Source organism: Pseudarthrobacter sp. 1G09 (assembly GCF_050038305.1).
In the GTDB taxonomy this organism is placed as follows: Bacteria; Actinomycetota; Actinomycetes; order Actinomycetales; family Micrococcaceae; genus Arthrobacter; species Arthrobacter equi.
In genome coordinates this window covers 1,346,696-1,368,270 of the sequence record NZ_CP188306.1, presented here as the reverse complement: position 1 = coordinate 1,368,270, position 21,575 = coordinate 1,346,696, and the positions used below count along the sequence as shown (strand labels likewise).

At 67.5% G+C, this 21,575-nt stretch carries 25 protein-coding genes; 15 read left to right on the top strand and 10 right to left on the bottom strand.

Annotated features, from left to right (window positions below):
- The first annotated feature begins 88 nt into the window (after positions 1–88).
- Both ACP3TD_RS06415 and ACP3TD_RS06410 read left to right on the top strand, forming a co-directional pair.
- Positions 89–823 (top strand): FadR/GntR family transcriptional regulator, encoded by a 735-nt coding sequence (locus ACP3TD_RS06415; RefSeq protein ID WP_426766221.1) that lies wholly within the window; start codon positions 89–91, stop codon positions 821–823.
- Between the two features lie 4 nt (positions 824–827).
- Entirely contained in the window at positions 828–1,325 is a 498-nt protein-coding gene (locus ACP3TD_RS06410; protein WP_426766219.1) for a hypothetical protein, read from the top strand.
- Positions 1,326–1,450: 125 nt separating this feature from the next.
- On the opposite strand, the gene ACP3TD_RS06405 is transcribed toward ACP3TD_RS06410, so the two are convergent.
- The gene (locus ACP3TD_RS06405) at positions 1,451–1,612 is read right to left on the bottom strand and encodes a hypothetical protein (RefSeq protein WP_200896320.1); all 162 of its coding nucleotides are present in this window, start codon (positions 1,610–1,612) and stop codon (positions 1,451–1,453) included.
- Between the two features lie 116 nt (positions 1,613–1,728).
- On the opposite strand from ACP3TD_RS06405, the gene ACP3TD_RS06400 reads away from it, so the two are divergent.
- The 3 genes from ACP3TD_RS06400 (at position 1,729) to ACP3TD_RS06390 (ending at position 4,911) form a co-directional block, all read left to right on the top strand.
- Entirely contained in the window at positions 1,729–3,531 is a 1,803-nt protein-coding gene (locus tag ACP3TD_RS06400; protein WP_426766217.1) for an SARP family transcriptional regulator, read from the top strand.
- Between the two features lie 124 nt (positions 3,532–3,655).
- Positions 3,656–4,258: an RNA polymerase sigma factor gene (locus tag ACP3TD_RS06395; protein WP_426766215.1), complete on the top strand. Its 603-nt coding sequence runs from the start codon at positions 3,656–3,658 to the stop codon at positions 4,256–4,258.
- Positions 4,255–4,911 (top strand): hypothetical protein, encoded by a 657-nt coding sequence (locus ACP3TD_RS06390; RefSeq protein WP_426766213.1) that lies wholly within the window; start codon positions 4,255–4,257, stop codon positions 4,909–4,911. The genes ACP3TD_RS06395 and ACP3TD_RS06390 overlap by 4 nt, the downstream gene beginning before the upstream one ends.
- A gap of 88 nt (positions 4,912–4,999) precedes the next feature.
- On the opposite strand, the gene ACP3TD_RS06385 is transcribed toward ACP3TD_RS06390, so the two are convergent.
- The 5 genes from ACP3TD_RS06385 to ACP3TD_RS06365 all read right to left on the bottom strand — a co-directional run bounded on the left by ACP3TD_RS06385 (position 5,000) and on the right by ACP3TD_RS06365 (position 7,832).
- On the bottom strand, positions 5,000–5,203 hold the full coding sequence (locus ACP3TD_RS06385) for a cold-shock protein (protein ID WP_009372930.1): 204 nt from the start codon (positions 5,201–5,203) through the stop codon (positions 5,000–5,002).
- Positions 5,204–5,406: 203 nt separating this feature from the next.
- Positions 5,407–5,754, bottom strand: a complete 348-nt coding sequence (locus tag ACP3TD_RS06380; RefSeq protein WP_426766211.1) for a PRC-barrel domain-containing protein — start codon at positions 5,752–5,754, stop codon at positions 5,407–5,409.
- Complete coding sequence (locus tag ACP3TD_RS06375) at positions 5,741–6,145, bottom strand: hypothetical protein (protein ID WP_426766209.1); 405 nt, start codon at positions 6,143–6,145, stop codon at positions 5,741–5,743. Before ACP3TD_RS06375 ends, ACP3TD_RS06380 begins: the two co-directional genes overlap by 14 nt.
- Complete coding sequence (locus ACP3TD_RS06370; protein WP_426766207.1) at positions 6,142–7,371, bottom strand: Nramp family divalent metal transporter; 1,230 nt, start codon at positions 7,369–7,371, stop codon at positions 6,142–6,144. The genes ACP3TD_RS06375 and ACP3TD_RS06370 overlap by 4 nt, the downstream gene beginning before the upstream one ends.
- Positions 7,368–7,832, bottom strand: coding sequence for a hypothetical protein (locus ACP3TD_RS06365; protein ID WP_426766205.1), 465 nt, complete (start codon positions 7,830–7,832; stop codon positions 7,368–7,370). Before ACP3TD_RS06365 ends, ACP3TD_RS06370 begins: the two co-directional genes overlap by 4 nt.
- 254 nt (positions 7,833–8,086) lie before the next feature.
- Between ACP3TD_RS06365 and ACP3TD_RS06360 the strand changes: the two genes are divergently transcribed.
- Together ACP3TD_RS06360 and ACP3TD_RS06355 are read left to right on the top strand one after the other, a co-directional pair.
- The gene (locus ACP3TD_RS06360; protein ID WP_426766203.1) at positions 8,087–8,497 is read left to right on the top strand and encodes a TfoX/Sxy family protein; all 411 of its coding nucleotides are present in this window, start codon (positions 8,087–8,089) and stop codon (positions 8,495–8,497) included.
- A 2-nt stretch (positions 8,498–8,499) separates the two neighbouring features.
- Positions 8,500–9,774, top strand: coding sequence for a flavin-containing monooxygenase (locus ACP3TD_RS06355; RefSeq protein WP_426766201.1), 1,275 nt, complete (start codon positions 8,500–8,502; stop codon positions 9,772–9,774).
- On the opposite strand, the gene ACP3TD_RS06350 is transcribed toward ACP3TD_RS06355, so the two are convergent.
- From ACP3TD_RS06350 to ACP3TD_RS06340, 3 genes are all read right to left on the bottom strand, one after another.
- A complete protein-coding gene (locus ACP3TD_RS06350; protein WP_426766200.1) occupies positions 9,771–10,457 on the bottom strand; it encodes a hypothetical protein in 687 nt (228 codons plus the stop codon). The two genes, ACP3TD_RS06355 and ACP3TD_RS06350, sit on opposite strands and share 4 nt — an antisense overlap.
- A 129-nt stretch (positions 10,458–10,586) precedes the next feature.
- Positions 10,587–11,294, bottom strand: coding sequence for a hypothetical protein (locus ACP3TD_RS06345; protein ID WP_426766199.1), 708 nt, complete (start codon positions 11,292–11,294; stop codon positions 10,587–10,589).
- A 129-nt stretch (positions 11,295–11,423) separates the two neighbouring features.
- Complete coding sequence (locus ACP3TD_RS06340; RefSeq protein ID WP_426766197.1) at positions 11,424–12,206, bottom strand: SDR family oxidoreductase; 783 nt, start codon at positions 12,204–12,206, stop codon at positions 11,424–11,426.
- Between the two features lie 192 nt (positions 12,207–12,398).
- Between ACP3TD_RS06340 and ACP3TD_RS06335 the strand changes: the two genes are divergently transcribed.
- A complete protein-coding gene (locus ACP3TD_RS06335) occupies positions 12,399–13,988 on the top strand; it encodes an alkaline phosphatase D family protein (RefSeq protein ID WP_426766195.1) in 1,590 nt (529 codons plus the stop codon).
- Positions 13,989–14,075: 87 nt separating this feature from the next.
- On the opposite strand, the gene ACP3TD_RS06330 is transcribed toward ACP3TD_RS06335, so the two are convergent.
- Positions 14,076–15,101 (bottom strand): bile acid:sodium symporter family protein, encoded by a 1,026-nt coding sequence (locus tag ACP3TD_RS06330; protein ID WP_426766193.1) that lies wholly within the window; start codon positions 15,099–15,101, stop codon positions 14,076–14,078.
- A 135-nt stretch (positions 15,102–15,236) separates the two neighbouring features.
- Here ACP3TD_RS06330 and ACP3TD_RS06325 point away from each other — a divergent pair, with 135 nt between their 5' ends.
- The 7 genes from ACP3TD_RS06325 to ACP3TD_RS06295 all read left to right on the top strand — a co-directional run bounded on the left by ACP3TD_RS06325 (position 15,237) and on the right by ACP3TD_RS06295 (position 21,505).
- Entirely contained in the window at positions 15,237–15,908 is a 672-nt protein-coding gene (locus ACP3TD_RS06325; protein ID WP_426766192.1) for a GntR family transcriptional regulator, read from the top strand.
- A complete protein-coding gene (locus tag ACP3TD_RS06320; RefSeq protein WP_426766190.1) occupies positions 15,905–17,323 on the top strand; it encodes an amidase in 1,419 nt (472 codons plus the stop codon). Before ACP3TD_RS06325 ends, ACP3TD_RS06320 begins: the two co-directional genes overlap by 4 nt.
- Before the next feature lie 170 nt (positions 17,324–17,493).
- The gene (locus ACP3TD_RS06315; protein WP_426766189.1) at positions 17,494–18,294 is read left to right on the top strand and encodes a transporter substrate-binding domain-containing protein; all 801 of its coding nucleotides are present in this window, start codon (positions 17,494–17,496) and stop codon (positions 18,292–18,294) included.
- A gap of 6 nt (positions 18,295–18,300) precedes the next feature.
- The gene (locus tag ACP3TD_RS06310; protein ID WP_426766187.1) at positions 18,301–19,002 is read left to right on the top strand and encodes an amino acid ABC transporter permease; all 702 of its coding nucleotides are present in this window, start codon (positions 18,301–18,303) and stop codon (positions 19,000–19,002) included.
- Positions 18,999–19,748 carry an amino acid ABC transporter ATP-binding protein gene (locus ACP3TD_RS06305; protein WP_175318648.1) on the top strand — a complete coding sequence of 250 codons (750 nt, stop codon included), beginning with the start codon at positions 18,999–19,001 and terminating at the stop codon, positions 19,746–19,748. The genes ACP3TD_RS06310 and ACP3TD_RS06305 overlap by 4 nt, the downstream gene beginning before the upstream one ends.
- Positions 19,749–20,522: a fumarylacetoacetate hydrolase family protein gene (locus ACP3TD_RS06300; RefSeq protein ID WP_426766185.1), complete on the top strand. Its 774-nt coding sequence runs from the start codon at positions 19,749–19,751 to the stop codon at positions 20,520–20,522.
- Entirely contained in the window at positions 20,519–21,505 is a 987-nt protein-coding gene (locus ACP3TD_RS06295; RefSeq protein WP_426766183.1) for a DUF4862 family protein, read from the top strand. The genes ACP3TD_RS06300 and ACP3TD_RS06295 overlap by 4 nt, the downstream gene beginning before the upstream one ends.
- Positions 21,506–21,575 lie beyond the last annotated feature (70 nt).

The window sequence follows — 21,575 nt, the reverse complement described above, 5'->3', positions numbered from 1 at the left end:
ATACTATCTTTCAGTGTCACAAGTCATACCTTTGGGGTTAACGCCGGTATTCTGGAAGTGCGCTGCGGCGCAGAGAGAGGCGGACAGTATGTCAATGGCGACAGTTGAAGAGACGGATGACGCGCACGACGCCGGCCCGTCCGGCGCGATGCATGAACGCGTTTTAGAGGCGGTTGGCGTAGCCGTGGCCTCCGGCCAGCTTCCGCCGGGCAGCCGGCTCACGCTCGAAGGGCTGCAGCAGGAGTACAAAATTTCCCGGACCGTTGCCCGGGACACCATGAAGGTCCTGGAGTCCATGAACCTGGTGTATTCGCGGCGCCGGGTGGGAATCGTGGTGCAGGAACGCGAGCACTGGAACGTTTTCGATCCCAAACTGGTCCGGTGGCGCCTCGCCTCGGACCGCCGCGAGATCCAATACAGCAGCCTGACCGAGTTGCGCATCGCCGTCGAGCCCATAGCCGCTGCCGGGGCAGCACGGCGGGCCAGTGCCGACGAACGCGCCCAACTCCTGGCCCTGGCCCGCGACCTGCGGAGGCTGGGTGAAGCCGGGGACCTGCAGAACTTCCTGGCGGCGGACATCGAATTCCACCAGCTCCTGCTGCGCAGCTGCGGCAACGAAATGTTCCGGGCCCTCGAAGGCATGGTGGCGGAGGTCCTGACCAGCCGCACCCAGCAGGGGCTCATGCCGTTCAAGCCCCGCAATGAAGCATTGCAGGCGCATGAGGATGTGGCAGCTGCCGTGGCGGGCGGCGATACCGCTACCGCGGAGCGCGCCATGCACCACATCCTCGATGAGGTCCGCGAGGCCATGGGGCTACGCTAAAGCCATGAAGACGGGTTGGGGGATCCTGGGAACACTCGCCGCGGCCGCGGTGGGGGTACTCCCGGTGACCGGATGCATGACCTACGCCTGCACGGCCATCGGATGGACCAATTCGTTGACCGTGACTGCCGAGGGGAACCCGGCCGCCGTCAGCGAGGTTCGGCTGTGCGACGAAAAGGACCGGTGTTCCCGGCCTGCTCCGACCCCGGAGGATCCCCTTCCCCTGCGGAGCGTGGCTCCCACCTTCGATCCGTCCACTGCCACACCCCAGCCCGCGCCGGAGTCTGAGTCCTATCCCCTGTTCACTGTCACCAGGGAGGGTGACACCTGGAATTTCATGATGGGGATGAACGCTCCCCCGAAGGCCACCATCAGCGTCCTCGCGGCGGACGGAACGGTTCTTGCAGAGCAGAAGTTCGACCTTGCGTGGAAACGGGTGGGCGGTTCGGAGCAGTGCGGCGGCCCCATGAGCACCCCGCCCATCGAGTTGCGAGTGCCCTGACCTTACCGTGCACCGGCAGGGCACCCTTCCCCCGCCAATCCGCATGACCGGCGTGTGGCCGGGGCATGGCGGCGGGGCCCGGCAACAAAGCCGGGCCCCGCCGTCGTACGTCCTGTTCCTGTGCCCTACATCCGGAAAGATGCGTAGGGCTCGCTGGGCAGGTTCCCTGCCGACCATGGAGCTCCTGAGCGGATGTCCGGGGTGTGTCCACGGCCGTCAGCCAGGATGGTGCAGATGGTTGCGATGAGAACCCAAAGAACGAAAAGCAGGAGGCCGAGCAGTTCCATGGTTGGTGCTTTCTGGTGAGTATGCGGATGGGGCGATTTCAGTGTGTTCGGCGGGCGTGTGAGCAACCGTGTGACGGCCGCTGACGCCGCCAATCCCGCGGCGTACCATGAGCCCTATGGCCGAGAACTGGATTCGGCTCCTCGGTCCGCCCGCGATCGAGTCCCCCGGCACCACTCCCCCGCAACCCCGGGGCCGCAAGGCCTGGGCGTTGCTGGCATTCCTTGCGCTGCAGGCCGATGGCACCGGCCGGTCCCGCACTGCTGCCCTGCTGTTTCCGGATGCCGCGGACCCGCTGGGGGCATTGCGCTGGAACCTGTCGGAGCTCCGGCGGGCTCTTGACGGCGTCACCGTAGCGGGCGATCCCCTGCGGCTGGACCTGCTGCCGCCATGGCGCTGCGATGCGCTGGACGCGATGGACCCGGCCACCGGTCCGGGCACCGACCCGCGCCGCTTCACCGGACAGTTGCTGGAGGGGCTGGCCTTCACGGACTCCCCCGTGTTCGATTCCTGGCTGGCGGACCAGCGCTACCGCCTGGACAACGTGGTCCAGGCGCTGCTCTACGAGGCTGCCCTCGCGGCGCTGGCATCGGATGCCGCGGGCGAGGCTGCCGAGCTGGCAACCCTGGCCCTGGAGCGGGATCCCTTCCATGCAGACTGCAACGCCGTCCTGGTGAAAGCGCTCATTGCCGCGGGCGAGTACCGCAAGGCCCGCGCGCACGCCGTCCACTGCGGCAACCTCTACCGGCAGGAACTCGGACTGCCGTTGCCGGCGGAGGTCCGCCGTGCATTGTTCGACGCAGATCCCGAGCCCGATCCCGGCACCCCGGCCACTGCGGCAACCGTGCGGTCCTACCTGGATGCGGGCGGGGCATCGCTGTGGGCCGGGTCCGTGGACCGGGGGCTGGAGCAACTGCGGCTTGCAGTCAGCCTGGCGCAGCACACGGGGAACAGCCATTTGGTGGCCGAGTCGCTGGTGACACTGTCAGGCGCGCTGATCCACCAGGCCGGCGGCCGCGGCGCCGAGGTGGCTGACCTCCTGCACCGGGCGCTCCAGGCGGAGGGGCCCGACGGCGCCTCCCGGACTGCCGCTGCGGCGTACCGCGAGTTGGGTTACTTGTCCGTGCAGCGGGGTGTGCCGGACCGGGCCGCAGGATGGTTGGACAAGGCGATGCAGGCGGCGGACGGTTTTACCGATGAACGGGCGCGGATCCTGGCCATCCAGGGCATGCTTGCCTCGGACACGGCCCGCTACGACACGGCCATCGCTGCGCTGACCGAGTCCGGGCAACTGGCTTCCGGCATCGGGAACCGCCGGCAACAGGCGTTCAGCGCGGCCCTGCTGGGACGGGTACACCTCCTGCGCGGCGAGCTGGACCCCGCCGGGATCGTCTTGGACCAGTCGCTCGCCTGGATCGCCGAGGAACACTGGACGGCGTTTGAGCCGTTCGTTGCGGGGGTGCGTGGCGAAACCTACCTGGCGGCCGGGCAGATGGAGGAAGCGGCCGCATTTATCGACCGGGCCTGGGTGATGGCGGAACTGGCGGGCGACCACTGCTACATGGCCCTGGCGGCCGGGGCCGAAGCACGCATGTTCTCCCGGCACGGCGACCTCGCAGCTGCGGAGCACTGGATCGACCGCGGCCTTGAGCCGAAGCCCTGGTACCTCTGGTACTCGGCCAGGCTGCTGGATACGGCCGCGGAAGTTGCCATTGCCATCCGGTCACCCCGTGCCGCCGGTTTCGTGGAGCGGTTGGGCGAGCTGGCAAGCCGCAGCGGGATGCGGGAGTTCGTGGTCCGGGGCCAGTCCCACCGTGCCCTGCTCGGAGACGCAGCCGCTGCCGAGGCCGTCCCCTGGCTGGCCAGGGAAATCGACAACCCTGCGCTGACGGCGTTCCTGGCGGAGCGTCACCCGGGGTAAGGAAGCCAGGGGTGATGCTGCCCGGCTCCCCCGAGTGGAGGCCAGATAACCATTGCTGCACAATCCTCCCGCAGTGGTTCGTTCCTGCCGGGAACTTTCCTCGGGCCCGCGGACACTATGAGGTATGGGACGGTTGGGGGAACCAGATGAGGTGCTGTGGAGCCGGTGTGCGGGTGACGATCCGGAGGCGTTGGGGCAATTATTCGACAGGTATGCCGATGCCGTCTTCCGCTACTGTTTGAGCCGCACCGGCTCTTGGCAGGACGCGGAGGATCTGGTCTCGGTGACTTTCCTGGAGGCTTGGGGGAAACGCAGGAACTTGGTGCTGGAGCGGGATTCCCTGCTTCCCTGGTTGCTGGGCGTCGCTACCAATACGATGCGCAACCGGTCCCGGTCCCGCCGGCGATACGACCAGTTCCTGGCAAAACTGCCCCACTCCCCTGTCGAACCGGACCATTCGACGGCGACGGCGGAGCGGCTCGATGCCGAACAGCAGGTCCGGGAGCTGCTGGCGGCGGCCACCAGCCTGACCGACGGAGAGCGGGACGCGCTCTGGCTGTGCGCCGTCCACGGCTGCTCATACCAGGAGGCGGCAGAAGCCCTCAAGGTCCGTGTCGGCACCATCAAGTCGCGGGTCAACCGCGCAAAGAGCAAGCTCCAGGCCGCAGCCCCCACCGCGCTGGGGCGTCAGTCGCTGGAGAACCATGAAGAGTCGAGGCAGTCATGAACCTTTCGAACATCGAGTTTCCCGGGGACACCCGCCCTGCGGTCCGCGCGGCGCTGGTCCGCGAAGCCGCAAACCGCCGTCGTGCGCCCTGGTGGCGCCGCCCCGCAGCCCTGACCTTCGCAGGGATCGCCTTGGCGGGCTCGACGGCGGCCATGGCCTACGTTGCTTTCGCGCCGGTGGAGGACAAACGGGATATCCGTTGTTACTATCGCGCCGATCTCACCCGCGAGTATCCGTCCGGCAATGGTTTTGGCAGCACTCTGGGGCCGTACCTGCTGTCCGGAGCCATGGACGAGGGCTTTGACTCGTCGAATCCCGGCCCGGATCCCCAGGCCGGGAAAAAACAGATCGAGGACCCTGTGGCGCTCTGTGCGTTCAATTGGGACCAGGGTCTGATGAACCCGGGCGGCGCCACGGATGACCTGATTCCGCCGGACTTCGAAGGCCCCGCGGCCCGTCCCCCTCAGGACCTGGACGGCAAGGCAACTGATGCGCAGGGGAACCCTGCCCCGGCCATGCCCAATAACTTCGGCCCGGGCCACTACGTGCCGGAACTGACAGCCTGCGTGGTGGACAATGCCGTGGCCATCATCCCGGGACCGCACAGCGTCTGTTCCCAGCTGGGAATCCCTACGCTGGACGCCGGAAGCTGACGTGGCACACCCGGGTTAAGCAAAAGCAGGGCCTGCCCGAAGGCAAGCCCTGCTTTGTGAAACCTAACGGTCCCGGAACTCCAGGAAATTAGAGAGCCTGGATGTTGGTGGCCTGGGGACCCTTGGGGCCCTGCTCGGTGTCGAAGGAAACCTTCTGGTTCTCTTCGAGGGAGCGGAAGCCGTTGGAGTTGATTGCGGAGTAGTGTGCGAAGACATCCTGTGAGGAGTCATCGGGGGAAATGAAGCCGAAGCCCTTTTCAGCGTTAAACCATTTGACGGTACCAGTAGCCATTATTTTTGTCCTTCGTGAAGGTGGAGGGAAAGTCCCGACTTTCGGGCCCTCCTGCGTGGGGTGTTCAAAAACCGCTACTTCAGAAGAACGCGGACTTTCGACCGCGCGTACTGCCTGAACTACCAACTGCATAAACACAACAACAGGTACTACCCTACAGGAGTTTGCGCCCAAGCCTAATTCCGTGCCTGTTCAACCCCGCGTTACCCCTGGTCACGTTCCTCCAGCGCAGGACTGTAACGGGTGAAGCCGGGCCGGAGCCGGACCGAGTCCTTCCCTATCAGCGCGATGTCTTCCCACAGCACCAGGAAGGAACCCCGGTGCCGCCACCGCAGCAGGTGCGCCAGCGGCCAGGGCTGCGTGAGGTTGGTCCGCTCGTAGCCCAGGAACGAGGCCGCGCTGTGCGGGCTCACTACGATCCCCAGCATCCGGGCCTCGGAGATCAGCTGGTGTGGGGCGCCGTCCAGCACGAAGCGGACATCGGCTGCCTTACCCAGCCGGCCGCCGTCGGAGTCCAGGACCGGAAGGCCCAGCACGTCACCGAGGATCATGGCGGCCTCCCGGGATGCGCGCGATGATCTTGTCCCGCACCCAGCGCTCCACCCAACTGGCGTCCAGCCCCTCGCCGTCGACGCCGAGCCGCACCACCACGCCGACGTCCGCCACGTCCTTCCACGGGATCCGGATCAGCCGGGACTGCGGCGGCCTGCCGCCGAAGATGCGGGTGCCCAGCACCGGCCCGGTCAACAGGGCGTCGAGCACCGGCGCCGGGGTGCCCTCCGGAATCTCTGCACCGATGTCCGGCCCGCTCAGCTCGAGGTCGTCCACGGTGGTGACCGGGACGCCGTCGTGGTCCAGCACCTGCCGGTCCAGCAGGTGCAACTGCGCGTCCAGGATCCGCCCCGGCATGGGCGGCAGCGGGACGAGGTCCGGGGATGTCATGCTCCTGCTCCCGTCACGATCATCAGGGGTATGGCGGCCACGGAGGCCACCAGGATGATCACCAGGTAGACCATGGCGAGAACATTCACGGCCCGTCCGTTGACGTGCCGGCCCATGTACTGCGGATCGTTGGAGACGATGAGGATGGGCAGGTAGGTCAGCGGCAGGGCAATGGCGGAAAACACCACGGAATATTCGGTCACCAGCACCGGATCCACCCCGGTGGCCAGCACTCCAATGCCTACCAGCATGCAGACGATCATGGCCAGGTGGAACCGGGCAGCCTGCACGGGGCGGCGGAACTTGCCCCAGGACCAGCCGAAGAACTGAGCCAGGGTGTAGCCGCTGGAGAGCGTGGTTTCCAGTGCGGCGCCGAACGTGGCCGCCACCACGCCCACCAGGACGAAGGCCAGGCCGAGCTTTCCAGCGCCTTCGGCCACGGGCAGGATCACCTGGGACAGCGAGGTGACGGAGATGCCTGCGGGAAGAAGGACGACGGCGGCGCACCCGGCGATGGCCACGGACAGCAGCCCGCCGAGCGGGAAGCCAACCAGGACATTGATGCGGGACTGGGCCAGGTCCTTCACCGTCCAGCCTTCCTCCACAGCACCGGAGGAAAAGAAGAACACCTCGTAGGGGGTCATGGCCGCGCCGAAGAGGGCGATGGCGAAGTACCAGTACGTGGGTGCGGTTTCTTCCGCAGGCACGGCCGGAGCCAGGGCCTGGCCGGCGAGGACACCCCAGTCCGGCTTGAGCAGGAACAGCGCCACCGCGAACCCGATCAGAGTCAGCCCCAGCAGGCCGGTGACGTTTTCCATGATGGAGAACTTCACCCGCCAGATCACCAGCCATACGGCCACCGCCGCCACCGGGATCCACAGCAGGTAGTGCACGCTGCTTGCCAGCTGGAGCGCCAGGGCCACGCCGCCGATCTCGGCCGTGACGGTCATGAGGTTGATCAGGAACGACGCCGACAGGTTGGCAAGCCCGGCCCGCGGCCCCAGCCGTTCACGGATCACCTCGAACGTGGCCCGGCCGGATGCCGCAGCCACACGCCCGGACATGTTGGCGAACAGGCAGATCCCCAGCACCCCCACGGCCACCACCCACACCAGGGACAGTCCAAAGCGCGAGCCCACCACGGCGTTGGTCACCAGGTCCCCAATGTCCACGAACCCGCCGATGGCGGTGAGGACGCCGAGCGCGACGCCGAGTAGCCGCTTCACCGGGACCCCACCTTTTGGCTGAGCTGCTCGAGCGCGTCCTGTGCGGCGGCGAGCGCCCGCTCACCGTCTGCCGTGGAAGGCGCGGCCCCGCCGTCGTCCGCGGATACGGCGGCGCGTGCCGTGAAGAAGCCGGCGGCGCACTGGTCCAGGATGTCGAGTGCCTGCCGCTGGGTCTCGCGGTCCGCCTGGCTGGCAGGCGAGAGTTTCTGCACGGTGCTGCGACTGGTTTCGACTTCTTTGAGGGCGTCATCCAGCGCGGTGGCGGTGGCGGCACGGGTCAGTTTGCCGTCCATGTCCTGCTTGAGGGCCAGGCGGGCGGTGGCCACGGCGGACGAGCTGTCCTTCGCGGCGGTGGAAACAGTTTCACCGACGCCACTGCTGCAGCCCGCAAGGACGATGGCCAGAGCGGCGAGGCCAAGGATCAGGACCCGGCGCGGGGCGGTGGCTGGCGTATCCGGCATCCTCGCCTCCCAACCCCGGCACATCCCGGGTTCCCGCAGCTCCCCCGGACCGCATCAAAATTAGTTGCCCTAGGTTAGGTATAGCACCGCCGCTGGATATTTGATCTGCTCAGGGGCGTATTTTCTGCGGATGTGGGCACACCTGAATACCAGGCCGCGGTCACGCCCGGCCATCACCGGCGGACCTCGACCGCACCAGCGAATAGGCATATCCTGCATCCAGATCCAGTCCACTTCGCCGGGAGATGACACCCATGGAGATGCCCAAAGCTTCGGAGCAGGACAAAGAACGGTTCCGGCGGGTGGTGCCGGACCATCCCGACGTGGTGGTGAAGCCGATGTTCGGCAACCTGGGGGCGTTCATCAACGGCAACATGTTCGCGGGCCTGTTCGGATCCACCATCGGCGTGAAACTCTCTGACGAGGACCGGGGCATCCTCGAATCCTCCGAGCGGACCGTACCGTTCGGCCCCGCGGAACGGCCGATGGGCGGGTACACCGGGCTGCCGGAGGTCTGGAACGAAGAGGGCGACGGCGACGACACCCGCGCCAGGGCCTGGGCCGAAAAAGCGCTGGGCTACATCGCCACGCTGCCGCCCAAGCAGCCCAAGGAACCGAAAGCCCGGATGCCACGGTCCGGCACCCCGCGGGCAGCCGCGAAGTAGCCATGTCCTCCCCCGCAGCCTCCCGGCAGGAAACCAACACAGTGATAGTGGGTGCCGGGCAGGCCGGGCTGGCCACCAGTTACTGGCTCAGCGAGCACGGGGTGGAGCACCGGCTGCTGGAACGGCGCCCGGCGCTGGGCGGGGCATGGCAGGACCGTTGGGATTCCTTCTACCTGAACACCCCCAACTTCTCCCTGGACCTGCCCGGCAAGGCCTGCACCGGGTCCGAGCCGGACGGATTCCAGCCGCGGGACGCTACCATCGGCTGGTTCCGGGACTACGCGGAGGACATCGCGGCGCCGGTGGAGCTGGATACCACTGTCACCCGGATTACCCCCGCGGACGGCGGGTTAACGGTGGAAACGGACCGTGGCGCATGGGCTGCCCGCAACGTCGTCCTGGCCAGCGGCGCGTTCCAGCGGCCGCGGATCCCGCCGGCCGCCGTCGGGATCTCCCCGGACGTGCTGCAGCTGCACAGCCACGATTACCGCAACCCCGCCCAGCTGCCGGACGGCGCGGTGCTGGTGGTGGGCACCGGGCAGTCGGGCGGGCAGATTACCGAGGACCTGCTGGACGCCGGCCGCACGGTGCACCTGTCCGTCTCGTCCTGCCCGGAGGCGCCCCGGCGGTACCGCGGCAAGGACGTTTTCCACTGGATCGTGCAGGTGAACGTGCACGGGCCGGAGTACGGCATCAACGCCCTGCAGGTGGACCAGCTCCCGTCCCCCGCGGGCCGGTTCATGTGCAACCCGCTGTTGTCCGGCAACGGCGGCGGCCGCAGCATCCGCCTGCGCGGGTTGGGCCGCAGGGGCGTCCGGCTGCATGGCCGCTTCGAGGGAATGCACGACGGCGATCCCGTCTTCACGGACGACCTCGCCGAGCGCCTCACGCTGGTGGAGGCCGGGTTCGGCCAGCGGCTGGGGCGCCTGTCCGACGCCTACATCAAAGCTGCCGGCCTCGATGCCCCGCCAGCCGACGTCCCCGGGCCGGACAGCTGGCTGCCGCCAGAATCCGGCGCCCGGCTGGACCTTGCGGCGGAGGGCATCACGTCCGTGATCTGGTGCACCGGCTACGGACTGGACTTCAGCATGCTGGACCCATCCATTGCCCTCCTGGACGAGTGGAATTACCCCCGCCACCTGCGCGGCGTGACGGAGCACCCGGGCCTGTACGCCGTCGGGCTTCCCTGGCTGACCAGGCACATCTCGGCGACGCTGCCTGGCGTGGGCCCGGACGCCGAATACGTGGCGGAACACCTGGCGTCGCGTTCCGCTTAGCCGGGGCCGTGGACCTTGCGGTGCTTGCCGGTCCGGGCGAGGAACGCGTACACCACCAGCGCAATCCCGGCCGCGATCATCACGGCAGGAACAGCGAAGTCCAGAGGGATCAGGAGCGCCGACACCTGGAGGGCCATGATCACGCCAAGTACCGCGAGGACCCCGGCCGGGATCAGCGGCCACTTGAGATGGCCGGTGCTGGTGCCGTCGGAGGGGCGGACCGGAAGCAGGGTCAGCACCCCGAAGGTGGCCGCGAGGCCCAGGAACAGCACAGCCGCAATTGGCGTGCCCTGAAACGCCGGCGGCAGGGCCACAATCACGGCCAGTGTCAGCATCACGCCGGCCGGGATGATGGCCCACCAGTTGTCCGGGACGCGGGCGTAGACGGCAGCGAAACCGGCGCCCATGAAGAGGAACAGGAAGCCCGCGGACGCGCCGCTGCCCGTCAGCCCGGCGGAGGTGACCACCGCGGCGAGGCCCAGGAAGACGGAACCGGGGATAGCCGCCCACCAGTGCTCCCGGCGTCGGATGAAGACGGACAGGAACAGGACACCGGCGGCGGCGAACACCAGCGGCGCAACGATCGCTCCGCTGTCGAGGACGCCCACCCGGTCCAGCATCAGCAGGACACCCAGCATCATCAGGACGATGCCGGCGGTGATGCTCGCGTTGGCCGATTTCACCGTATGCCTCCCGGATCCTGCAGGCGGCAGGGTGCCGCTGCTGCCTTCAGGCTAGGCTCCGGCCGGGAGCAGCAGGTAGGGCATAAAGCCCCGCACCGCACCGGCGGTACGTGCGTGAATCCGGGCTGCCTACTTCAGGCTCAGCACCTCGTCGATGGGGCGGCCGTTAACGAACACCTGCGCGCTGGTGGCCCCGGAGGCTGCCATGGCCGTGTATTCGAGCTGGGACGTCACCCGTGGAGTGTCGCACACGCCGCCCAGCATGAACTGCCCGGTCAGCCAGATGGTGATGGTGTTGCCGGTCAGTTCACCGGCCACGTACGTCAGGTTCGACTGGTAGAGCGCGTTGACCAGTCCGGACAGGCCGACGTCGCGGCTCCTGTTGGCGAGCAACGCTTCGACGCTGGGCCTCACTTGGTCCGTGAAGGTTACCGGTCCGGTAGTGGTGGCCACCAGGCTGTCGCCGCAGCCGATGAGGGGCCCGGACATCCCGTTGTCGCCGACGGCCACGTAGTACACGGTCAGCGGTCCCGTTTGTTCCGGCAGCCCGGTGGGTTGCGGTTCCTCCGTCGCAGGAGGGCTGGCAGGGGCGGACGACGGCGGCGCGGCGGCGCTGGTGGTGGGCGCGGCTGAGGTGCTGGCCGGCGTCGTCGCGGTGGGCGCGGTGGTGGGGGTCGCCGTCGTGCTTGGACCCGCGGTGCCGGAAGCGCCCGCCGTGGGGGCGGGCGCGGCGGAACTGCCCGTGGGTGTCGGGGCGGGAGGGCCGAAGCAGCCTGTGAGCACCATCAGGCCACTGAGCCCCAGAATGCCAAGAACCGGATGCCTGGGCCTGGTCATGATGCCCCCTTGAATGTGGGCCCGCGGGGTGCGGGACCCACATTCAAGCTACGCCGGAGGGTTACTCCACAACAGGGACTAAAGTCCGGCGGCACACACTACGGGCCGGCGCACCAAAACCCCTGCCGGTCACCACACCGAATCGCCGCGCAGCACCACGTCACTGCCGCCGTCCACGTAGATAACCTGCCCGCAGAGGTGGGTGTTTTCAGGACTGTTGAGCCAGGCCAGCAGGCGGGCCACGACGATCGGTTCGGCGATGCCGTTCAGCGGCATGGGGACCAACTTGAGCAGCGACTCCCGCTCCTCTTCCGTGTCAATCAGGTCCGCCGTCATGGGCGTGGCAATGATGCCAGGCGAGACGGCGTTCAGCGGGATGCCGGCACCGGCCCAGGCATCCGTGGCAGCGTGCCGGCGGACCCAGCGGGAGAGCGCCAGTTTGGTGGACGCGTAGATGAGCCCGCCAGTGGCGGCCGGTTCCTTGGCCAGGACCTCGGCGCGGGCCAGGGCTGCCGGTTCGTCGCCTGCGGCCAGCAGCGCCACGAGCTCGTCGTCGCTGGCCATGAGGGCAGCCATCGAGGAGACCAGGAGGGCGCGTGGCGCGTCCGAGCCAGCCAGCAGCGGCCGGAGTCCGTCCAGTGTTGCCAGGGTGCCGAAGAAGTTTACGGCCACGGTGGCGGGTGCCGGCAATGCGAGCCCGGCCACGGCGTAGACGGCGTCGATGGTGCCGCCGCTGGCGTCCCGCACCGCGTCCACCATTGCGGAACGGCCGTCTGCCGTGGACAGGTCCGCCACCACCTCGGCGTCATGGAGGTCAACGCCGATGACGCGCTCGCCGCGGTCCTCGAGCAGTTCCTTCGTGGCCTTGCCGATGCCGGATGCGGCGCCGGTGATGACGGAGGTGCGGGACATGGCAACTTCCTTAGGCAGGCCTGATGGGGTTGGCACCCACTCTTCCCGGCTGCCCGCGGCCGGGCCAGAGTCCAAGGACCCTGCGCCGCACTTCCGGCCCGGCACGGCAATCGACTGATCTTGTCACGCAGTTAACCCGCCATTCACATCCCCCACGGAAGCTGTCCAACCGGCCTCCCTAGGTTCGAAGGCATGGACAACATATCCCGCAGAACCCTGATCTCCGCCGGCCTGGGTGCAGGCATCGTCGCCGCCCTCCCGGGTGCCGCCGTCGCGGTTTCCACCGCTGACGACGCCGGCCTCCGCACCAACCCCTTCCTGCTCGGCATCGCGTCGGGTGAGCCGTGGCCGGACGGCTTCGTGCTCTGGACCCGCCTGGCGCTGAACCCCGTAGCCGAGGACGGTCTGGGCGGCATGCCCGCCCGAAACGTTGCGGTGCAGTGGGAAGTGGCAGAGGACGAAGGCATGCGCCGGGTAGTAGCCCGCGGCGTCGAGCACGCCCGGATCGAAACCGCGCACTCGGTGCACGTGGAGTTGCGCGGACTCAAAGCGGGCCGCGAATACTTCTACCGGTTCCGTACCGGCCGGCACCTGAGCCCGGTGGGCCGCACGCTCACCAGCCCCTCCCTGCACGAGACGCCCGCCGCGCTGGCCATGGCGTTCGCCAGCTGCGCGCAGTACGAGCACGGCTACTTCACTGCCTACCGGCGGCTCGCCGAGGACCACCCGGACCTGGTGCTGCACCTGGGCGACTACCTCTACGAGTACAAAAAAGGCAGCTACGTGATCGGCGGCGGCAACCCGCGCGACCATGAAGGTCCGGAGACGGTCGCGCTGGAAACGTACCGGCAGCGCCACGCGCAGTACAAGGCCGACGCCGACCTGCAGGCCGCGCACGCCATCGCACCGTGGGCGGTGGTCTGGGATGACCACGAAGTGGACAACAACTGGGCGGACGACGTCCCGGAGAACAGCGACGCCGGCCAGCTCAACGACACCACCGAGCACTTCCGCCAGCGCCGGGCGGCCGCGTTCCAGGCGTACTACGAGAACATGCCGCTGCGCCCGTCGTCGCTGCCTGCCGGGCCGGACATGAAGATCTACCGGCGGATCCAGTGGGGCCAGCTGGCCAACTTCCACATGATGGACACGCGGCAGTACCGTGACGACCAGCTGGCCGGGGACGGCTGGAAAAAGAACGTGGCCGAGCGGCTCGCGGAGGACCGGACCATTACCGGCGCGGAGCAGGAGAAGTGGCTGCTGGACGGGTTCCGGAACTCCACCCAGCGCTGGGACGTCCTGGGCCAGCAGGTCTTCTTCGCCGAGCGGGACCGCGCCCAGGCCCTGGACGTGGACGATGTCTCGATGGACGGCTGGGACGGCTATGTTTCATCCCGGCGCCGCATCACCAAGGGCTGGGTGGACGCGAAGGTCCGCAACGCCGTCGTCCTCACCGGCGATGTGCACCGCAACTGGGCCAACGACGTCAAGGTGGACTACAAGGACCCTGCCTCCCCCGTGGTCGGCTCGGAGCTGGTGTGCACGTCCATCACCTCCACCGGCGACGGTACCGGCTCCACCACCGATCCCGTCATGGCCTGGAACCCGCACCTGAAGTTCTACAACGACAACCGCGGCTACGTGAACACCCGCATCACCAAGGACTCGATGACCGCGGACTTCCGGGTCCTGGACCACGTCACGACGCCGGGCGCACCGGTTTCGACGAAGGCCTCCTTCGAGATCCGCGACGGTGTCCCGGGGCTTCAGGCGCGCGGCTGACCTTCCGTGCGGCGCGTTTGCGTGGCAGGTGAGCCTCCCGGCGGCCGCTACCCCCGATTTTGTGGGGGTGCCGGCGCTCACCGTTGGTTACGCAAACGCTCCGAGCGGGGCCTTGGCAAGGGCCTGTTTGGCCCGTCTGTCCAACCGGCGGGCGATGGCCGCGCACACGATCAACTGCATGGCGTGGTACATGATGACCGGCAGGATCACCACACCGGCAAGTGGCCCCTGGAACAGGATGGCCGAGAGCGGCAGCCCACTGGCAAGGCTCTTCTGCGAACCGCAGAAGAGGACTGCGGTGGCATCAGCACGTTCGAAGCCCAGCCTGCGTGCCGTCAAGGATGTCGCGGAGAGCACCAGTGCCAACAGCGCTGCACAGATCCCCGCCGTCACAGCCAGCTGGGCAGGCGGAATCTGCTGCCACAGACCGCCGGCCACCGCCGCCCCGAAGGCTCCATACACCACCAGGAGGATGGCGCTGCGGTCTACCACCTTCAGCGTTTTCGCCCTGCGGACGGTCCACCGCGCCAACGGTTTATGAAGCAGCTGCCCCGCCACGAACGGCGCAATGATCTGCAGCGCTATCTTGAACACCGCGTCCGCATGCAGTCCGCCGAAGGAACCCAAAACCAAGGCAGCCAGAAGGGGTGTGGCCACCACCCCCAGGAGGTTGGAGATTGAGGCCGCGCACACGGCCAACGCAGTATTTCCCCCGGCGATCCCGGTGAAGGTGGTGGCGGTCTGCACCGCTGTGGGCAGCATAGTCAGAAACAGCAGCCCTGCAACGAGTTCGCGCGAAAGAAACCATGAGGACCCGGCCGCCACGCCGAGTCCAAGCAGCGGGAAGGCGGCAAAGGAAAACGCGACAATGACGAGGTGCGGCCGCCAGGCCTTCGCTCCCTGGAGCGCAGCCGACGGCGGTAGCCTCAACCCGCTGATGAAGAACTGCAGCCCCACGGCGATTCCCGCAGCGGTGGAGAGCACCGGGCCCACCCAGCCGCGGGGCGGCCACAGCGCGGCTGCTGCAAGGGTGGCCAGAAGCAGCAGCACGAAGTGATCAACCCATCCGAACCGTCGGCGCACCGAACCGGAACGTGCCCGTATTTTTCCCATCGAACAGTCATCCTTACGTCGGCAGCAAGGATAAGAATACTGTAGACAGTTTGACGAAATGACCCCCTGTGTAAACCCTGGGTAAACTCAGCCCGGGACGGCCAGGCGGAAAAATGTAGACAGTAGTCTTGAAGCATGATCCAGCAAGAAAGCCTCGTTGCACTGGCCGCCAGGGAGATCCGAAAGCTGATTGTCAGTGGCGAACTGGTGCCCGGCGACAAGCTGAACGAGCCTCCCCTCGCAGAAAAGCTGGGCATCTCCCGCCCTCCGCTGCGTGAAGCCTTGCGGACCCTTGAGAGCGAGGGCCTTTTAGAGCAGTCCCCGAGGCGCGGTTACCGCGTGGTGTCAATGACGGACACCGACATTGACGAGATCTACTCGCTTCGGCGCGCACTGGAGATGTTCGCCCTGGACCGCCTGCTGGCCCGGAAGGACCCTGCCGCATACTCTTCGCTCGACCCGATCATGAAGGCCATGCGGGCTGCAGCAAGGCGCGGGGACAGGCCCGCGGTGGTCCAGGCCAACATCGACTTCCATACCGCACTGGTTGATGCCGCAGGCCACCGCAGGCTCAGCGACACCTACCGCTCCCTCATGGTGCAGATGCAGGTTTCCATGGCGGCCAATGTGCTGAACGAGGAACGGTCCAAGGGCGACCTGACCAAGGGGTGCGACAGGCACGCCGAGCTGCTGGAGTGCCTCCGCTCGGGGGACGCAGACCGGATCCGGCGCGAATTCGAGGAGCACGGCGAGCGCGACTACCTCGCCCGGCAGGGCTCGGCGGCCAAGAAGGCGGCAGGGGAATGAGCGGCTCACTGCTTGCGCAACTGAACTCCGGATTCCCGGACGCGACGGCCATCGCCGAGGCCGTCCGCACCGGCAGGACATCCGCCGCCGCCGTCCTTGCCGAAGCCCGTGCCCGTGCGGGCTCCGGGCAGGGCAAGGAGCTCAACGCCTTCATCAGCGAGGACTGGGACCATGCCGAACGGGCCGCTGCAGCCCTTGATGCCCGCCGGGCCGCGGGCGGGACGCTGGGCGCGCTTGCCGGGATCCCGTTCAGCGTCAAGGACGTGATTGCGGTGGCAGGGCTTCCCGTCACGGCCGCCAGCAAAGCATTTGCCACCACCAAGGCAAACACCACCGCCCCCGCGGTGCAGCGGCTCCTGGACGCCGACGCCATCCTGGTGGGCAAGACCAACTGCCCCGAATTCGCCTTCGGCATGACCTGCGAGAGCCCGCTGCTGGGCAGGACGGGCAATCCGCGCTATCCGGACGCCACCCCCGGCGGATCCAGCGGCGGGGAGGCCGCCTCGGTCGCGGCAGGCATCTCCGCCCTGGGTGTAGGAACAGACTTCGGCGGGTCACTGAGGTGGCCCGCGCAGTGCGTGGGCATCGCCGCCCTCCGGCCCGGAATCGGCGCACTCCCCGGCGAGGGGCAGGTACCGGGACTTGACGGCAACTTCGGGGACGACGGCGTGCTCCCGGCCGTGAGCCCCGGCATGCAGGGATCCTTCCAGACGGTGGGCCCGCTGGCCCGTTCCGTCCGCGACCTCCGGGCGGCGTACGCCGTGATGGCCGGTGCGCCCACGGAGCCACTGCCGACGCCGCGGGAGCCCATCCGGGTTGCGTGGAGCGATGGCCGGGTGTTCGGCCCGGTCCGCGCTGAGGTCTCCGAGGTCATGGCGCGGCTGGCCGCAGCCGTCTCCGCGGCGGGCCATCTGGCCACGGAGCAGCCGGATCTTTTTGCCGACTGCCTGCCCACCTACAACCGGCTGCGCGAACTGGACCCCATGGTGGACCACGCCGCCGCGGTTGCCGGCAGGGAGGATGCCATTACCGGTGCCAACCTGCAGACCATCAGAAATTCGCTGGCAGCGCCGCCCGGGGAGACCGCCCGGGCACGCCTGGCTGCGGACGCGGCCCGCGCCGGCGCCATCAGGCAGCTCGAGTCCGTTGACATCGCCTTGCTTCCCGTCGCCGGCGGCCCCGCCGCCCGGGTGGACGGCACGCTGGATGTCGACGGCGAGCAGCTGCAGGGATGGGAAATCATGGGCCCATGCCGGGCGGTGACGCTCACGGGTTGCCCAGTGGTGTCGCTTCCAGTGGGGCTTTCCGCCGAGGGCCTTCCCTTGTCGGTGCAGGTGGTGGCCCCTCCGGGCGGGGAACTGGCTGCCCTCGCGTTTGCCGAGCTCCTGGAGCAATTGGCGGCAGACCCCGGCTGAAACCGATGCCGCAAGGGCCCGCCCCGAGGGCCCGCTTCGTCAAACTGTCTACAGAATTCATAATTAACGTTCCGGAAACGAAGCAGGCGGTTCCCGGACACACGGAACCCATAGCGTCATCCGTGTCAGCACATCACTGACGAATGGATCACCGAAAGTGGGAAGCCCGCATGTTTTCACGCACCAGCAAAGCCGCCGTAGTAGCCGCCCTGGCAGCGCTAACCCTCGCTGCCAGTGGCTGCGCAGCAACCAGCAACGCATCCGCTGAGTCCGCGCCAAAGGAAAAGTTCACCATCGCCACGAGCGGCACCTTCCGGCCCATCACCTTCTCCGAAGCCGGCAAGCTCACCGGCTTCGACATTGAAGTGGGCACCCTGATTGCGGAGAAGCTCGGCATGGAACCGGAATTTGTGGAAGGCCAGCTGACCGGGCTGCTCCCGGGCCTGAACAGCGGCAAGTTCGACGCCGTCATGTCCGGCTTGACCATGACGGATGCGCGAAAGCAGTCCATCACTTTCTCCACGCCTTACCTGGCGGACGGCGCCGTGGCGGTGGTGAAGAAGGACAACACGAAGGTGGAACAGCTCAGTAAGCTGGACGGCCTGGTGGTGGGAGCCATCGGCGGTTCCGGAACGGAAACGGACGTCAAGGGCATCGGTGGGTTCACCGAGCTGAAGGCCTACCCCGGCGCCCCCGAAGGTTTCGCAGACGTAGCCGCCGGCAGGATCGAAGTCTTCGCAACCGGCAGGATCGCCGCAGAGAACTTCATGAAAAACTCCCCGCTGGCATCGGAACTGAAAATTGTGGGCGACGTCTACGGCACCAAGCCCGCCGGCGTCGGACTCCCGAAGGACGACACCGAAATGAAACCCAAGGTGGACAAGATCATCGAGGAGCTCAAGGCCGACGGCACCCTCGAAAAACTGAACCAGAAATGGTTCGGATTCACGGTCGAGATCCCCTCCGCCTGATCCAACATGAACACCTATGAGCCCGGCTCTGTAGCAGCCGAATACTTCCCGATCTTCCTGGCCGGGGCGTTGACCACGCTGGGAATCGTTGCCGCAGCGATCGTCTGCGCCACCGTCCTTGGCTACGTCATCGCCACCCTGAGGCTCTCCCGGATCCGCGCCCTGCGGATCTTTGCAGCCGCCTACGTATGGTTCTTCCGCGGCCTGCCGCTCATGCTCTCCCTGTTCTTCTTCTACTACACGAAGCCGTTCGGGCTGACCATGGACGCCTTCACGGCGGGACTGATCGCCATGAGCCTCAACTCGGCGTCGTTCTTTTCCGAGATCATCAGGGCCGGGCTCAAATCGGTGAACGCGGGCCACCTGGAGGCGGCCGACTCCGTGGGCATGAACCCGCTGCAGAAATTCGTCCGGGTCACGGCGCCGGAAGGCATCCGGCTCATGACGCCGCCCTACATCAACAACTGCATCATCATGCTGAAGGAGTCGGCACAGATCTCCGTGATCACCGTGCCGGACCTGATGCTGCAGGGCCAGAAAGCATACAACTCCACCTACAACGTCATGGAAACCCTGGGCGTCGTGGCGGCCATGTACCTGGTCATGACCAGCCTGCTGATGGTCCTGCAACTCGTCATCGAAAAGAAAATGGGCCGCAAGATGGGCACCACCAAGCAACTCCGTGAGGCTGTAGGGAGCATGGCATGATCGGCATCACCGGATTGACCAAGAGCTACAACTCGCGCCAGGTCCTGAAAGACGTGGACCTGCGGATCCTGCCCGGCGAGGTGGTGGCCATCATCGGCCCCAGCGGAGCAGGGAAAAGCACCCTGCTGCGGTGCATCAACATGCTGGAGGTTCCTGACGCCGGCCGGATCCACGTGGACGGCCGCCAGGTGTTCTATACACCCAACGGGCGGGGCAAGCTGGGCGTGCTGGACCAGTTCCGGCTGACCTGGCTCCGGCGGGAGATCGCCATGGTGTTCCAGCAGTTCAACCTCTGGCCGCACCGCACCGTCCTGGACAACCTGCTGGAGGGCCCGGTGATCGCCAAAGGGCAGAAACGGGCCGACGCCGTTCCGCGGGCCATGGAGAAACTGCGGTCCGTGGGCCTGGAGGACAAGGCGGACGCCTATCCGGCGGACCTGTCCGGCGGGCAGCAGCAGCGGGTTGCCATCTGCCGGGCGCTGATGATGGACCCCAAGGCCATCCTGTTCGATGAGCCCACATCCGCCCTGGACCCGGAGCTGGTGAATGAGGTGCTGGACATTATGGCGAAACTGGCCAGGACCGGCATGACCATGGTGATCGTCACGCATGAGATGAAGTTCGCCCGCGAGGTCGCCGACCGCGTGATCTTCATGGAGCACGGAGGCATTGTGGCGGAAGGGCCGCCCGACGAAGTGTTCCAGCACCCCCGCCTGCGCGTGTACGCCTCACACCTGAGCCACTGAATGGCCCGGCACCCCATGGTCCGGGCCGAGCCGGGTCCGGACCTGCGTCCGTCCCTGGCCTGTGCCCTGTTGCCGGGTGTCCGGATACCCGGGCAGCTGATCGGCATTGGCGAAAATTACTGGCCAGCGCCTGGTCCGGAAGTCCCCTCCTCCCCCGGGCCCGCCGGAGGCACAGCCCCGGACCGGCGGGCACCGGGACGCATCCCCCTGGTCTTCGGCAAGTTCGCGGGCAGCTTGGCCGCGGACGGTGCCCCGATCATCCTCGACCCGGCACTGGCCGGGCAAGTGGTCTGCGAAGGCGAGCTCGCCGTCGTCATCGGCAGCCTTCTCAAGGACGCGGGAAGCGCCGGGGAGGCACTGCGGGCGGTGGCGGGTGTGACGGTAGCCAATGACGTGTCGGCCCGGGACCTCCAGGCCGCGGATGTCCAGTCCACGCGGGGGAAAAGCCTGGACACGTTCTGCCCCCTCGGCCCTGACCTGGTGACGCTGGACGAGATTCCGGACCTGCAGTCACTCCGCATCAGGACCACGGTGAACGGAGAACCGGTCCAGGACTCGTCCACGGCAAGCATGGTCTTCAGCGTGGCGGAACTCCTCATGTTCTGTTCGCGCTTCATGACCCTTTACCCCGGCGATGTGATCCTTACCGGCACCCCGTGGGCGGCCGACGAGTCCGTCCTGGAGCTCAGCCCGGGTGACACCGTCTCGGTGGAAATTGTGGGCGTGGGAACACTGTCGAACCCCGTGGTGTCCGCAGCGGCGGCCCTGGTGTGAGCGGCAGTCCGGGCCTGATCCTGAGCAGCTACGCGGCGGCGCCCGCCCTGGACGGATGGAACCCGGAGGCTGAGGCGGCATTCCTGCACGCGGCAGCCAGGCTGCCCGGCGTTTCCGGGCTTGAGATTCCGTTCTACCCGACGGGCCGGTTGCATAAGTACGACGGCGACTGGTTCCTTGAGCAGGTACGGCACCTTCCCGACCACCTGACATTTGTGGTGACCACCATTCCGGACACGATGTCCCGGCTGGACGGCTCATCCGATTTCGGGCTGGCGTCCCCGACCGCGGCCGGGAGGCAGGCCGCCGTGGCGCGGGGCGCCGCGGCCGCAGGGGCCGTGCGTTCGCTCAACGCCGTACTGGGCCGCCGGGCGGTCGTTGCGGTGCACCTGTTCAGCGCACCGCGCACTGTTCCCCACGGTGTGCCTGCCGGCGGCGCGGGCACGGGCCCGCTGGCCGCCTCGCTGGAGCAGCTCGCGACGTTCGGCTGGGACGGTGCACGGACCGTGCTGGAGCATTGTGACGCGGCAAAACCTGGCCAGACTCCGGTTAAGGGCTTCCTGAACCTGGAAGAGGACATGGAGGCGGTCAACACCTCAGGAACCGGAACGGGATTGGCGGTCAACTGGGGCCGCTCAGCCATTGAAGGCCGCGACGGACGTACCGCCGGCCGCCACATCCGGGCGTGCCTGGACTCGGAGCTGCTGGCCGGGGTTGTCCTGTCCGGATGCGCCCCGGTGTCCACCCGCTTCGGCGAGGCATGGGATGACTGCCACCTGCCGCCTGCACCCGTGGAGCCGGCGTCGTTGTTGACTCCTGCGGCGATCCGATCGGTGAGCGCCGCGCTGGAGCCCGCGCCCGGCGGCCCGAAGAGTGAGGTTTACCGCGGGCTGAAGGTGTCCGCGCCGCAGGGTTCGTCAGTGGCCCGGCGGGTAGGGCTGCTGGCTGGTTCGATCGAAATCGCCCGGGCCGCCGGTTTCTGACAACCCGAGATGGTGCCAGCACAGATTACCGTCCGGCCCCGTACCCCTGCGCTCCCGGCGTTGCCGGGCC

Excerpts from the sequence above, each read along its gene's own strand:
- ACP3TD_RS06305 (WP_175318648.1), top strand. The coding sequence starts at position 18,999 with ATGATCGGCATCACCGGATTGACCAAGAGCTACAACTCGCGCCAGGTC.
- ACP3TD_RS06330 (WP_426766193.1), bottom strand. The coding sequence starts at position 15,101 with ATGGGAAAAATACGGGCACGTTCCGGTTCGGTGCGCCGACGGTTCGGA.
- ACP3TD_RS06405 (WP_200896320.1), bottom strand. The coding sequence starts at position 1,612 with ATGGAACTGCTCGGCCTCCTGCTTTTCGTTCTTTGGGTTCTCATCGCA.
- ACP3TD_RS06410 (WP_426766219.1), top strand. The coding sequence starts at position 828 with ATGAAGACGGGTTGGGGGATCCTGGGAACACTCGCCGCGGCCGCGGTG.
- ACP3TD_RS06315 (WP_426766189.1), top strand. The coding sequence starts at position 17,494 with ATGTTTTCACGCACCAGCAAAGCCGCCGTAGTAGCCGCCCTGGCAGCG.
- ACP3TD_RS06320 (WP_426766190.1), top strand. The coding sequence starts at position 15,905 with ATGAGCGGCTCACTGCTTGCGCAACTGAACTCCGGATTCCCGGACGCG.
- ACP3TD_RS06400 (WP_426766217.1), top strand. The coding sequence starts at position 1,729 with ATGGCCGAGAACTGGATTCGGCTCCTCGGTCCGCCCGCGATCGAGTCC.
- ACP3TD_RS06340 (WP_426766197.1), bottom strand. The coding sequence starts at position 12,206 with ATGTCCCGCACCTCCGTCATCACCGGCGCCGCATCCGGCATCGGCAAG.
- ACP3TD_RS06355 (WP_426766201.1), top strand. The coding sequence starts at position 8,500 with ATGTCCTCCCCCGCAGCCTCCCGGCAGGAAACCAACACAGTGATAGTG.
- ACP3TD_RS06345 (WP_426766199.1), bottom strand. The coding sequence starts at position 11,294 with ATGACCAGGCCCAGGCATCCGGTTCTTGGCATTCTGGGGCTCAGTGGC.
- ACP3TD_RS06385 (WP_009372930.1), bottom strand. The coding sequence starts at position 5,203 with ATGGCTACTGGTACCGTCAAATGGTTTAACGCTGAAAAGGGCTTCGGC.
- ACP3TD_RS06380 (WP_426766211.1), bottom strand. The coding sequence starts at position 5,754 with ATGATCCTCGGTGACGTGCTGGGCCTTCCGGTCCTGGACTCCGACGGC.
- ACP3TD_RS06325 (WP_426766192.1), top strand. The coding sequence starts at position 15,237 with ATGATCCAGCAAGAAAGCCTCGTTGCACTGGCCGCCAGGGAGATCCGA.
- ACP3TD_RS06390 (WP_426766213.1), top strand. The coding sequence starts at position 4,255 with ATGAACCTTTCGAACATCGAGTTTCCCGGGGACACCCGCCCTGCGGTC.
- ACP3TD_RS06360 (WP_426766203.1), top strand. The coding sequence starts at position 8,087 with ATGGAGATGCCCAAAGCTTCGGAGCAGGACAAAGAACGGTTCCGGCGG.
- ACP3TD_RS06365 (WP_426766205.1), bottom strand. The coding sequence starts at position 7,832 with ATGCCGGATACGCCAGCCACCGCCCCGCGCCGGGTCCTGATCCTTGGC.
- ACP3TD_RS06300 (WP_426766185.1), top strand. The coding sequence starts at position 19,749 with ATGGCCCGGCACCCCATGGTCCGGGCCGAGCCGGGTCCGGACCTGCGT.
- ACP3TD_RS06395 (WP_426766215.1), top strand. The coding sequence starts at position 3,656 with ATGGGACGGTTGGGGGAACCAGATGAGGTGCTGTGGAGCCGGTGTGCG.
- ACP3TD_RS06310 (WP_426766187.1), top strand. The coding sequence starts at position 18,301 with ATGAACACCTATGAGCCCGGCTCTGTAGCAGCCGAATACTTCCCGATC.
- ACP3TD_RS06375 (WP_426766209.1), bottom strand. The coding sequence starts at position 6,145 with ATGACATCCCCGGACCTCGTCCCGCTGCCGCCCATGCCGGGGCGGATC.
- ACP3TD_RS06335 (WP_426766195.1), top strand. The coding sequence starts at position 12,399 with ATGGACAACATATCCCGCAGAACCCTGATCTCCGCCGGCCTGGGTGCA.
- ACP3TD_RS06415 (WP_426766221.1), top strand. The coding sequence starts at position 89 with ATGTCAATGGCGACAGTTGAAGAGACGGATGACGCGCACGACGCCGGC.